9 protein-coding genes are annotated in these 11858 nt (G+C 66.6%); 7 read left to right on the top strand and 2 right to left on the bottom strand.

What is annotated here, in order from left to right; all coding sequences use genetic code 11:
- Positions 1 to 111: 111 nt before the first annotated feature.
- Positions 112 to 975, top strand: coding sequence for a YaaA family protein (locus tag GHK24_RS09410; RefSeq protein ID WP_153472553.1), 864 nt, complete (start codon positions 112 to 114; stop codon positions 973 to 975).
- Here the strand turns inward: GHK24_RS09410 and GHK24_RS09405 are convergent.
- Positions 967 to 1665, bottom strand: coding sequence for a PIN domain-containing protein (locus GHK24_RS09405; RefSeq protein WP_153472551.1), 699 nt, complete (start codon positions 1663 to 1665; stop codon positions 967 to 969). The two genes, GHK24_RS09410 and GHK24_RS09405, sit on opposite strands and share 9 nt — an antisense overlap.
- 332 nt (positions 1666 to 1997) lie before the next feature.
- On the opposite strand from GHK24_RS09405, the gene GHK24_RS09400 reads away from it, so the two are divergent.
- The 5 genes from GHK24_RS09400 to def all read left to right on the top strand — a co-directional run bounded on the left by GHK24_RS09400 (position 1998) and on the right by def (position 8073).
- On the top strand, positions 1998 to 3056 hold the full coding sequence (locus tag GHK24_RS09400) for a tRNA dihydrouridine synthase (protein ID WP_153472549.1): 1059 nt from the start codon (positions 1998 to 2000) through the stop codon (positions 3054 to 3056).
- A gap of 18 nt (positions 3057 to 3074) precedes the next feature.
- Complete coding sequence (trmB, locus tag GHK24_RS09395) at positions 3075 to 3887, top strand: class I SAM-dependent methyltransferase (protein ID WP_153472547.1); 813 nt, start codon at positions 3075 to 3077, stop codon at positions 3885 to 3887.
- Positions 3884 to 4243 (top strand): YkgJ family cysteine cluster protein, encoded by a 360-nt coding sequence (locus GHK24_RS09390; RefSeq protein WP_153472545.1) that lies wholly within the window; start codon positions 3884 to 3886, stop codon positions 4241 to 4243. Before trmB ends, GHK24_RS09390 begins: the two co-directional genes overlap by 4 nt.
- A gap of 370 nt (positions 4244 to 4613) precedes the next feature.
- Positions 4614 to 7223: a bifunctional aconitate hydratase 2/2-methylisocitrate dehydratase gene (acnB, locus tag GHK24_RS09385; protein WP_340666160.1), complete on the top strand. Its 2610-nt coding sequence runs from the start codon at positions 4614 to 4616 to the stop codon at positions 7221 to 7223.
- Positions 7224 to 7539: 316 nt separating this feature from the next.
- Positions 7540 to 8073 (top strand): peptide deformylase, encoded by a 534-nt coding sequence (gene def / locus GHK24_RS09380; protein ID WP_153472541.1) that lies wholly within the window; start codon positions 7540 to 7542, stop codon positions 8071 to 8073.
- Between the two features lie 132 nt (positions 8074 to 8205).
- Here the strand turns inward: def and bchE are convergent, their stop codons facing one another.
- Positions 8206 to 9933 (bottom strand): magnesium-protoporphyrin IX monomethyl ester anaerobic oxidative cyclase, encoded by a 1728-nt coding sequence (gene bchE, locus GHK24_RS09375; RefSeq protein WP_153472539.1) that lies wholly within the window; start codon positions 9931 to 9933, stop codon positions 8206 to 8208.
- 371 nt (positions 9934 to 10304) lie between these two features.
- Here bchE and GHK24_RS09370 point away from each other — a divergent pair, with 371 nt between their 5' ends.
- The gene (locus GHK24_RS09370; RefSeq protein WP_228384641.1) at positions 10305 to 11855 is read left to right on the top strand and encodes a cobyric acid synthase; all 1551 of its coding nucleotides are present in this window, start codon (positions 10305 to 10307) and stop codon (positions 11853 to 11855) included.
- The last annotated feature ends 3 nt before the right edge of the window (positions 11856 to 11858 follow it).

Raw genomic sequence — 11858 nt, 5'->3', positions numbered from 1 at the left:
GTGTCGCGCCGGGGGAGCGGCGTCGGTGATGGTGTCGGCTACAATCCTAGCACGCTCGCCGCCGGGCCCCTGCCCGTCGCCCGCCTTGCTTACCGCCGATGGAGTTTGCCGATGATCATCGTTCTCTCGCCTGCCAAAACGCTCGATCTCTCGCCGCCGCCGCTTGCCCTGACGCCGACTGCTCCGGCGTTTCTCGACGAGGCGCGGCTCCTGGTCGAGCGTCTGCGCGCCATGTCTCCGGCGCAACTGGGCTCGCTGATGGGGATCAGCGACACTCTGGCGTCGCTCAACGCGACGCGCTTCGCCGACTGGGGTTCGGACTCGGCCAGCGCGGCGTTGCCTGCCGTGTTCGCTTTCAACGGCGACGTCTACGAAGGTCTCGCCGCGCGCTCCTTGAGTGCGGACGATCTGCAATTTGCGCAACGGCATCTGCGCATTCTCTCCGGCTTGTACGGGGTGTTGCGGCCGCTCGACCGCATGGAGGCGTACCGGCTGGAGATGGGGACGCGTCTGGACACTCCGCGTGGCAAAGATCTGTATGCCTTCTGGGGCGAGCATCCGGCGCGGGCTATCGAAGCACTGGCGCAGGAGATTGCACCGGAGATGGCACAGGAATCGGAACGCGAGATGGCGCCGGGAGTGGCGCAAGCGCGCGCCCGCACCACCGAGCCAGCCAATGGGGCTTTGCCGATGGCGCAAACGCTCGTTAACCTGGCCTCCGAGGAGTATTTCAAGGTTTTGGCGCGCCACTGCCGCTTGCCGGTCGTACAACCGGTGTTCGAGGACTGGAGCGCTGGACGCTTCAAGGTGGTGAGCTTTTTTGCCAAGCGTGCGCGTGGCCTGATGGCGCGTTACGCCATCCTCCATCGCCTGCGTGACGCCGCCGATCTGCGCTCCTTTGCCGAGGACGGTTACGCGTTCGCGCCGGAAGTGTCCGACGCGGCGCGCTGGGTGTTCCGGCGGCGCTCAGTCTGACTCGGCGCCGTAGCCGCCAGAGTCGCCAGAGTCGCCAGAGTCGCCAAAGAGCGGCGCGGCCGCCTCGGCGGTCAGGATCGCGAACGGCGCCGGGCAGCGCCGTCCCGGATGGGCCAGACGCAGAAGTTCGCGGTCGCGCGTGATCAGTGCGTCGGCTCCGCAGCGGGCGGCGAGCACGAGGAATTTCTGGTCGTCACGATCACGGCAGCGCGGCAGATTGGCGATGTCCTCACCGGTGGCCTCGCCGACGGCGTCGCGGTGCGCCGACTCTTCCCGGCGGGGGGCGTCGACGGTGCTTGCCGGGGCTGCTGGGTTTATGGAGCCTGCCGGGTTCTCTTCAGGCAGCGAAATGACCCACGCCTCGTAGGCGGCGAGCACGCGCGCGACGCCCGCCGCGTCGAGCCGGAACTGCGGACGCGGCAAGACGCTGGCCAGTTCGGACAGACACTCGGGGGAGGTGAAACAGCGTAGACGACCGGCGGCCATGCCGGCGCGCAGCCAGTCTGTCGCCGGGTTGGCGAAGTGCAGGAGGTCGATGACGATGTTGGTGTCGAGGACGAGGCGCCGGGGCGGATCGTTGGCCGCAGGGCGAGACGTCGCATCGGTTATCCGGGCCGCCGGGGCCGGCGCGGAGTGCGCTGTCGGTACAGAGTGTGCGGATTGCTGGCTGGGCGAGGGGTTTGTAGTCATGGCGACGTGCGCTGGCACGGAAGTCCGGGGGGTGGGCAGAAGTGCCTAGCCGGCATTTTACGTGCGCCTGGAGGCGTCGCTTCGGCCGATCGCGTGAGAAGGCGGGCGCCTTGTTGGTGACGAACAGGCTGGCGGGGGCGGGACGCTGCGGAACGCCTCGGTGGTGAGCGCAGAGGCAAGACAGAAATGGGCCCTGCGCGAGCCATAAACGAATCGCCAGCGAGCTGGCAGTTGCTTCGGCAGGCGCGGCGCGGCGCTCGGGTAGAATGCGGCTTTTCGAGCGGTATCGGGACATCGTGATGGGCGAAGCGGGCAAGAATGCGGGTGCGGCGATGAGTGCCGATCCCTCGGTGCGGCGCCCGGGGCGCGTGCTGCTGGCGCCGATGGATGGTGTGGCCGACGTGGTCTTGCGCGCCGTGCTGACGCGGCTTGGCGGCTTCGATCTGGCGGTGACGGAGTTCGTTCGCGTGACGTCCTCCCTGCTGCCGCCGCGCACCTTCCTGCGCACCGCCCCGGAACTTGAGCACGCCAGCTGCACGCCTTCCGGTACGCCGGTACGCGTGCAGTTGCTGGGCGGTGACGCCTCGTGTCTTGCCGAGAACGCCGCGCGCCTTGCCGAACTCGGCCCGACCGGCATCGACCTGAATTTCGGCTGTCCGGCGCCGACGGTGAATCGGCACGATGGCGGCGCCGTCCTGCTCAACGACCCCGAACGCCTCTTTCGCATTGCCGACGCCGTGCGGCGCGCCATGCCGGCGGCGGTGCCGCTGTCGGCCAAAATGCGGCTGGGCGTAGAGGCGCCGACGCGCGCGCTGGAGTGCGCGCAGGCCCTGGCGGCAGGTGGGATCGACGCCTTGGTGGTGCACGCACGCACGCGCGACGAAGGCTATCGCCCGCCCGCTCATTGGGCGTTGCTGGCGCCCATCGGCGCAGCCCTGTCGATTCCGGTCGTCGCCAACGGCGAGGTGTGGAGTGTCGAGGACTATCACCGCTGCCGCGCCGCAAGCGGCCTCGCCGATGTGATGATTGGCCGGGGGGCCGTCTCTGATCCGTTTCTGGCGCGTCGGATCGGCGAGGCGCGACTTTCCAGTGATGCGTCGGAGCCGCTTTCTCCGCCTGTCGCCGAGCGTTTGCGGGCGGCGGAGTGGCAGCGTTTGTTACCGAGTCTGGCCGAATTCTGGGCGGGCGTGCAAACGCGTGTGCAGGCGCGCGCCGCGCCTGGGCGACTGAAACAGTGGTTGAAGGCGCTGTCGGTGCGTTACGACGAGGCGGGCGCGCTTCTGGCCGTCCTGCGGCCCGTGACCAGCGTGGCGGCGACGGCCGACGTCCTGCGTGCGCACGGCGTGCCGGTCCGCCCGGTCGCCGACTCGCCGTTTGCTGCGGCTTCGTAACTCGAATAACTCCCGACCATGCACGCCAACTCCCGCACCCCCGTCAGCGCGCAGACTGACATCCACACGCAGCTGCCGGCCTTGCTCGATCGCCGCGTCGGCCAGCCATTTCGCCAGCCGATTGCCGTTTACAACCAGCGGGCGTTCGAAGAATTTCTCGCGGCCTACAGGGGCTTTGGCGTGGCGGCGCCGCTGATCGTCGATGCCTGCTGCGGCACGGGCGAGAGCAGTGTCTGGCTGGCACGCCAGCATCCGGAGTGCTTCGTCGTCGGCGTTGATCAGTCGGCGATCCGGCTGGGTCGGGGCACGCGCCAGCCTTTGCCGGCTAACGTACTGCTGCTGCGCGCCGATCTTGTCGACTTCTGGCGTCTCTTGGCCGACGCGGGCCTGCGTCCCCGCCAGCAGACGATTTTCTACCCCAACCCCTGGCCGAAGATCGGCCATCTGGCGCGGCGCTGGCACGCGCATGCGGTGTTCCCGACCGTGCTCGCCTTGGGCGGCGTTCTCGAATGCCGCAGCAACTGGCGCATCTACATCGACGAATTCGCCTTCGCCGTCGAACGCCTGACCGGTTTGGTCACGCGCGGCGAGGTTTGGGCGGCGGGCGAGCCGGTGACGGCGTTCGAGCGCAAATACCGCGATTCCGGGCATACGCTCTACCGTCTGGTCGTCGATCTCGACGCCGCGCCGCAGCGGGTCGGCGCGCAGGCGCGAGGAGCGTTGCCGGTGTCGTCCTCGTTGTCCTCGTCCTTCGCGCCGTCTGTTTTGTCCGTTTCGTCTCTTTCGTCGACCTCACCCGCCTCGCCCACGCTGGCTGACGAAGCGCCATGAGCGCGCCGACCTGTCACGGCTGCGGCGCCTGTTGCGCGGCATATCGCGTCGATTTCCATCGTGCCGAGGTGGATTCCGCGCCCGGCGGAACGGTGCCGGCGGCGCTTGTCGTGCCGCTGACGGCGTCGCTGGTACGCCTGCGCGGTACCGACGAATCGCCACCGCGCTGCGTCGCTCTGGTCGGCGAGATCGGTGTTTCGGCCGCTTGCAGCATCTACGCGCTACGCCCCGGACCGTGCCGCGAGTTTGGCGAACTGGCGCCGCTCGGTATCGCCGACGATGCCTGCCAGCGAGCGCGGCGCCGACACGGTCTGCCGCCGCTTGCGGCTGGCGGCGCAGCCGGTAGTTCGGCCTAGTCACCGGTTTCTTGGCTGCTGATCCGGGGCGCTGCGTCCGAGGTCGCGTTTCCGGAGCGGCTCCGGGGCTGTCGCAAGAGTCGCCGCGTGCCACGGCATTACTCGTAGTCGGTCTCTTCCGCATCGCGTCGCTGCGCGCGCGGTCTGCGGAACCTTCCTCGCCGGCGATTGCCGTTGTGAGTGTGATGGCTCCATGCTTTCGTCACACGTCGAACCTTCACAGGCTGCTTTGTATCTTATAAGATATATAAGACTTGAGAGCGTGTTTCCGGTAGGCGAAAGCGCTTTTTTCGCGCCTTTTTCACCTGTCCGGCCGCCCGGCGCGCAGTAGCGGCGCCTGCTGATTGATCTTTGTGAGAGAGGAACTGCCGTGCTTGAAGCCTACCGCCAACACGTTGCCGAGCGCGCTGCGCTGGGCATTCCGCCCCTGCCGCTGACTGCGGCGCAGACGCGCGATCTCGTCGCGCTCTTGAAAAACCCGCCGGCCGGCGAAGAGTCGACGCTGGTCGACCTGATCACGCATCGCGTTCCCGCCGGCGTCGACGACGCGGCGCGCGTCAAGGCGGACTTCCTCGCCAAGGTTGCTGCGGGCGACGAGAAGTGTGCGTTGCTCTCGCCGGTGGCGGCGACCGAACTGCTCGGTACCATGCTCGGCGGTTTCAACGTCAAGCCGCTGATCGATCTGCTCGGCAGCGCCGAATGTGGCGCCGCTGCCGCCGACGCGCTGAAGAAGACGCTGCTCGTTTTTGACTTCTTCCACGACGTGCAGGCGCTGGCCGAGAAGGGCGAAGGCGTTGCCGGCGCCAATGCGCGCGCCGTGCTGCAGAGCTGGGCCGACGCCGAGTGGTTCACCGCGCGCCCGGAAGTGCCGGAAAAGCTCGTCGTCACCATCTTCAAGGTGAGCGGCGAAACCAATACCGACGATCTCTCGCCGGCGCCCGACGCCTGGTCGCGCCCGGACATCCCGCTGCACGCGCTGGCCATGCTGAAGAACCCGCGCGCCGGCATCGAACCCGACGAAGCCGGCAAGCTCGGTCCGATCCGACAGCTGGAAGCGCTGAAGGCGCGCGGTAACGCCGTCGCCTACGTCGGCGACGTCGTCGGCACCGGTTCCTCGCGCAAGTCGGCAACCAACTCGGTGCTGTGGTGGACCGGCGAGGACATTCCCTTCGTGCCGAACAAGCGTTTCGGCGGCGTCTGTCTCGGCAGCAAGATCGCGCCGATCTTCTACAACACGATGGAAGACGCCGGCGCGCTGCCGATCGAGCTCGATGTGTCGCAGATGGAAATGGGCGACGTCGTCGAGCTGCAGCCTTACGCCGGAAAAGCCTTCAAGAACGGCGAGCTGATCGCCGAATTCACCGTCAAGTCGCCGGTGATCTTCGACGAAGTGCGCGCCGGCGGCCGCATTCCGCTGATCATCGGCCGCGGTCTGACGGCGCGCGCGCGCGAAGCGCTCGGCCTGCCGGTGTCGACGCTGTTCCGTCTGCCGCAGTCGCCGGCCGATTCGGGCCGCGGTTTCTCGCTGGCGCAGAAGATGGTCGGCCGCGCCTGTGGTCTGCCCGAGATCGGCGGTCAGCAGCAGGGTATCCGTCCGGGCACCTACTGTGAGCCGAAGATGACCACCGTCGGCAGCCAGGACACGACCGGCCCGATGACCCGCGACGAACTGAAGGACCTCGCCTGTCTCGGCTTCTCGGCCGATCTGGTGATGCAGTCGTTCTGCCATACCGCCGCCTACCCGAAGCTGGTCGACGTGCGCATGCACCGCGAGTTGCCGTCGTTCATCAGCACGCGCGGCGGCGTCTCGCTGCGTCCGGGCGACGGCGTCATCCACTCGTGGTTGAACCGCCTGCTGCTGCCCGACACCGTCGGCACCGGCGGCGACTCGCACACGCGCTTCCCGATCGGCATCTCGTTCCCGGCGGGTTCCGGTCTGGTTGCCTTTGCCGCGGCCACCGGCGTCATGCCGCTCGACATGCCCGAATCGGTGCTGGTGCGCTTCAAGGGTCAGCTGCAGCCGGGCATCACGCTGCGCGATCTGGTCAACGCGATTCCCTACTACGCGATCAAGCAGGGCCTGCTGACGGTCGAGAAGAAGGGCAAGAAGAACATCTTCTCCGGCCGCATCCTCGAAATCGAGGGCCTGCCGGATCTGAAGATCGAACAGGCTTTCGAGCTTTCCGACGCCGCCGCCGAGCGTTCGGCCGCCGCCTGTTCCGTGCATCTCGACAAGGCGCCGATCGTCGAATACCTGCGCTCGAACATCACGCTGATGAAGTGGATGATCGCCAACGGCTACGAGGATGCGCGCACGCTGCGTCGCCGCATCAAGGCGATGGAAGCCTGGATCGAGAACGGCACGCTGCTGGCGCCCGACGCTGACGCCGAATACGCCGCGGTGATCGAGATCGATCTGGCCGAGGTGACCGAGCCGATCCTCGCCTGCCCGAACGACCCGGACGACGTGAAACTGCTCTCCGAAGTCGCCGGCGACAAGATCGACGAAGTGTTCATCGGTTCGTGCATGACCAACATCGGTCACTTCCGCGCTGCCGCCAAGGTGCTTGAAGGTCAGGCCGACATCCCGACGCGGCTGTGGATTGCACCGCCGACCAAGATGGACGCGATGATCCTCAACGAGGAAGGCTATTACGCGATCCTCGGCAAATCCGGCGCGCGCATGGAAATGCCGGGCTGCTCGCTGTGCATGGGCAACCAGGCGCAGATCCGCAAGGGCTCGACGGCGATCTCGACCTCGACGCGCAACTTCCCGAACCGCCTCGGCCTCGATACGCGCGTCTATCTCAGCTCAGCCGAACTCGCCGCGATGTGCGCGCTGGCCGGCCGCATCGTCACCGTCGACGAGTACATGGAGCAGATCAAGCGGGTGAACGCCAAGGCGGCTGATGTCTATCGCTACATGAACTTCGACCAGATCGCCGAGTTTGCCGACGTGGCGGCGACCGTGACCGACTGAGCTTCGTCACTCTCTGACTGACGCGACGCCCGGCCGGGAGAGCAGTTCCGGTCGGGCGTTGTTCTATCGGGTAGCGAGAGGGCTGTGCAATGGCCGCGTAAGGACAACAATAGGGCGACGAAAAGCCGGCAGATGGAACGATAGGGTCAAGATAGGGCAGCAAAACGCAAGGCCGCTCTCGTGCCTATAATCGTGCAAGCGCGTCGGTGATTTTCATCGGCGATGCGACGTCTGGTGCGGGTGCAGTGGTCTTCGGCTAGCTCGCCCTTCCGCCAGCGCCTGACGAATCGCGAGAGCTTTACGGGAGAGTGCGCCAATGACTGTTCATACCATCCTTCGCATGGGCGATCCCCGCCTCCTTGAACCCGCGCAGGCGGTCAGCGATTTCAACGATCCGGCGCTGGCGAGGCTGATCGCCGACATGTTCGACACCATGGAAGCCGCTGGTGGCGTCGGACTGGCCGCGCCGCAGATCGGCGTCGGCCTGCAGGTGGTGATTTTCGGCTTCGACGAGAGCGAGCGTTATCCGGACGCCGAGGCGGTACCGCGCACCATTCTGATCAATCCGCGCATCACGCCCCTTGGCGAAGAGGAGGTGCTCGGTTGGGAAGGTTGCCTGTCGGTGCCGGGTTTGCGCGGTGAAGTGCCGCGCTGGGAGGCGATTCGCTATCAGGGCTTCACCCATACCGGCGAATTGATTGATCGCAGCGTCACGGGCTTTCACGCCCGCGTCGTGCAGCACGAGTGCGACCATCTGATCGGCAAGCTCTATCCGATGCGGATGCGCGATTTCAGCCGCTTCGGCTTTACCGAAGAGCTGTTTCCCGGTCTGCCGCTCGGCGAGGATTGATCCGTCCCGCGTGCGCCGGCACGGGGTATCGGGCACTCCGCTGCTTTTGAGAGCAGGATCGCCAAAAGAAAACGCCCCGCCAAATCAATGGCGGGGCGTTTTTCATTGATGCTGACGAAGCTCTGCGCTGCCTTAGATCTTCATCCGCGGCATGGCCGACGCGGCGCCCGGCAACTGCTCGGTGCCTCCGCCGCAGGCCATGACAGCGGCTGGTGCGCCTTCTTCCATCTGCTGATCGCCACCACCGCAGGCCTTGAAGCCGGCCATCGGTGCGGCGGCGGCCGTTTCTGCGGCCTTGATGGCTTCCGCCGTGGCGGCCGAGCGCTTGCGCGGGGGCGCCGTCTTCCACTGGATGACCTGCGCTTCGATCTGCGGCTCGTTCTTGACCAGCTTGCGCGACTCGTCGAAACCGAAGTTGATCTTGCCCTTCGATTGCGGACCCCAGTAGTTGTGCTTGCCGAGGCTGTAGAACTTGCGTTCGAAAGCACTCTTCAGGAAGGCCTTGAGGCAGCCCAGGAGATACTTGCGACGGATCGGGTCGCGCACCCACGGGTAGCCGAGGAAGGACTTCTTCATGTAGAAGCGGCGGTAGTTGTTCATCACGCCGTCGAGCAGTTCGCCACGATCCATCGCCAGCGGTTTCATGATCGGGGTGACGAAGTTGTACTTCTCGAAGTCGAAGATTTCGACCTTGTCGCCGAGTTGGTGGAAGAGGTCGGAGAACGGCCAGGGCGTAAACATCGACCAGTTGGCCATGTCCGGATTCCAGTCCATGCACATCCGGTAGGTTTCTTCGAGCGTCTCTTTCGTCTCGTTTTCCAGGCCGACGATGAACTGGGCTTCGGTGACGATGCCGTTGGCGCGCAGCAGGTCGATGGCCTTCTTGTTCTGCGCGACCGTCGTTTCCTTGTTGAAGAGATCGAGCTTCAACTGGGCGGCGGCTTCGGTACCGAGCGAGATGTGGATCAGGCCGGCCTTGCGGTAGAAGGGCAGCAGTTCCTCGTCGCGCAGCACGTCGGTGACGCGGGTGTTGATACCCCAGTAGACCGGCAGCTTGCGTTCGATCAGCTCTTCGCAGAATTCGACGAACTTCTTGCGGTTGATTGTCGGTTCCTCGTCGGCGAGGATGAAGAAGCCGACGCCGTGTTCGCGCACCAGCACTTCGATTTCATCGACGACCTTCTTCGGGTCGCGGACGCGGTAGTCGCGCCAGAACTTCCACTGCGAGCAGAAGGAGCAGGTGAACGGGCAGCCGCGCGCCAGATTCGGTGTCGCGACGGGCACGCCCATCGGGATGTACATGTACTTCTTCCAGTCGAGCACGCCCCAGTCGGCGACGATCGAGTCGACGTCGCGGATGGTCGGCTCGGCGGGGGTGGCGACGATCTGGTCGCCGTCCATGTAAGCGATGCCGAGAATGTCGGCACGTTCGGCCGGCCAGCGGCCTTGATCGATGGCACGCACCAGATTGAGCGTGACCGCTTCGCCCTCGCCACGCACGATGGCGTCGATCCACGGCGCTTCAGCAAGGATTTGCTGGAACATGAACGTCGCGTGAATGCCGCCCAGCAGGGTGATGGCGTTCGGGCATTCTTCCTTGGCGATCTTGAGCAGACGCTCGGCGGTGTAGATCGCCGGGGTGTTGGCCGTGGTGGCGATCACATCGGGCTGTTCGCGCTTGAAAATCTCGCGCAACTCGTCGTCCGAGATGTCGTCGGTCATGGCGTCGACGAAGCTGTAATCGGTATAGCCGCCAGCCTTGAGGTAACCCGCGAGATAGGCGACCCAGGCGGGTGACCATTTGCCGGCGATTTCGGCGCCACCGCAGATGTAATTCGGATGGACGAAAAGGATGCGCATAGGATGCTCCAGAGCAAAGATTTCCCGGCGCAATACCGGCAGGGAAAACGAGCGCGGATTTTGCGCGGCGCGGCGTCTCGCGTCAACCCTGACAGGTCCGTGGTTTTCGCCGCCAAATGCCGGCCCGCCGGGCTTTCCGGCGGATCGTCGCGCGCGCGCGTGAGGCCTCGCGCTGTCGCGTTGACCGTCTCTCTCTCTGTCCGGATACTTGCGCGGCTCTTTGCGAGGTTTCGTTCGTGTCTTCTTCTGAATTGCCCCCTTCGTCAGCACCAGTGGCGCCGGTTCCGTCCGTTGCAGCGGAGGTGTCCGCAGGCGCTTGCGTGTCGGGCGCCTGCGCTTCGCCTTCAACTCCAGTCACGGCGCCGCGCTTCTTGCCGCAGATCGAGGTGCCGCTGCTCGATCCGGCGGTGCCGAAGCGCGCGCGCTGCCTGATGATTCAGGGAACGAGTTCGGACGTGGGCAAAAGCCTGCTCGTCGCCGGCCTGTGCCGCGCCTACACGCGCCGCGGCATCGCCGTGCGGCCGTTCAAGGCGCAGAACATGAGCAACAACGCCGCGGTGAGCGTCGATTCCGACCTGCCGCCCGGCCCCGACGGCGAACTGCGCCGCGGCGAGATCGGCCGCGCGCAGGCGCTGCAGGCGCGCGCCTGCAAGCTGCCGCCGTCGATCCACATGAACCCGGTGCTGTTGAAGCCGCAGGCCTACGTCGGCTCGCAGGTGGTGCTGCGCGGGCGCGCACTTGGCAACTGGCCGGCGCGGCACTACCACGAACTCAAGCCGACGCTGATGCCGGCGGTGCTCGACAGCTTGCGCCGCACCACCGCCGAGGCCGATCTGGTGATCGTCGAAGGCGCCGGCAGCGGCACCGAGGTCTACCTGCGCCACTGCGACATCACCAATATGAAGCTCGCCGAATTGGCCGACCTGCCGGTGGTGGTGCTCACCGACAACGACCGCGGCGGCGCCATCGCGGCGGTGGTCGGCACGCACGTGCTGCACACCGAAGACGAGCGCGCGCGCATCGTCGGCTACATCGTGAACAAGTTTCGCGGCGATTTCTCGCTCTACGAACCCGGCTGCCGCGTCATCAGCGAGCAGACCGGCTGGCCGCTGCTCGGCGTCGTGCGCTGGTTCGACGCCGCCGGTCGCCTGCCGGCCGAGGACGCGCTGGCGCTGGAAAAGCCGGCCGTGGGCGCAGGGCGCGGGCTCACCGTCGTCGTGCCGCAGCTGTCGCGCGTTGCCAATTTCGACGACCTCGATCCGCTCGCCGCCGAACCCGGCGTCGCCGTGCGCTGGATCCGTCCCGGCGAGCCGATCCCGGCCGACGCCGATGTGGTGCTGCTGCCCGGCTCGAAGACGACGCGCGCCGACCTCGACGTGCTGCGCCGCGAAGGCTGGGACATCGACATCCGCGCGCACGTGCGCCGCGGCGGCCGCGTCGTGGGCCTGTGCGCCGGTTTCCAGATGCTCGGCCGCGTCGTGCGCGATCCGCTCGGCATCGAGGGCGATCCCGGCGAAACGGCGGGCCTCGGCCTGCTCGACGTCGATACGACGATCGGCGACGACAAGCGCCTGATCGACATCGACCGCATCGACCGCGTCAGCGGCGAGCGCGTCACCGGCTACGAGATGCACATGGGGCGCACGCAAGGGCCGGGGCTCGAACGGCCGTGGTTGCGGCTGGTGGACGGCGACGGCCGCGAGACGCCCGAAGGCGCCATCTCGGCCGACGGACGGGTGATGGGCGCCTACGTGCATGGCCTGTTCGCCGCCGATGGTTTCCGCCGCCACTGGCTCGGTCAACTCGGCGCGCAGATTTCCGCGCTCGATTTCGAGGCGCAGGTCGAAGCGACGCTGGAAGCGCTCGCCGACCACGTCGAGGCCAATCTTGACCTCGACGCGCTGCTGGCGCTGGCGCGCTAGGCG

Source organism: Rhodocyclus gracilis, assembly GCF_009617575.1.
GTDB lineage: Bacteria > Pseudomonadota > Gammaproteobacteria > Burkholderiales > Rhodocyclaceae > Rhodocyclus > Rhodocyclus gracilis.
Note: the sequence above shows the minus strand (reverse complement) of the source record. Positions and strands in the feature narration are given on the sequence as shown.

Bases quoted from the DNA above. Each gene is read 5' to 3' on its own strand.
- GHK24_RS09405 (WP_153472551.1), bottom strand. From the start codon at position 1,665: ATGACTACAAACCCCTCGCCCAGCCAGCAATCCGCACACTCTGTACCG.
- trmB (WP_153472547.1), top strand. From the start codon at position 3,075: ATGCACGCCAACTCCCGCACCCCCGTCAGCGCGCAGACTGACATCCAC.
- def (WP_153472541.1), top strand. From the start codon at position 7,540: ATGACTGTTCATACCATCCTTCGCATGGGCGATCCCCGCCTCCTTGAA.
- GHK24_RS09410 (WP_153472553.1), top strand. From the start codon at position 112: ATGATCATCGTTCTCTCGCCTGCCAAAACGCTCGATCTCTCGCCGCCG.
- bchE (WP_153472539.1), bottom strand. From the start codon at position 9,933: ATGCGCATCCTTTTCGTCCATCCGAATTACATCTGCGGTGGCGCCGAA.
- GHK24_RS09400 (WP_153472549.1), top strand. From the start codon at position 1,998: ATGAGTGCCGATCCCTCGGTGCGGCGCCCGGGGCGCGTGCTGCTGGCG.
- GHK24_RS09390 (WP_153472545.1), top strand. From the start codon at position 3,884: ATGAGCGCGCCGACCTGTCACGGCTGCGGCGCCTGTTGCGCGGCATAT.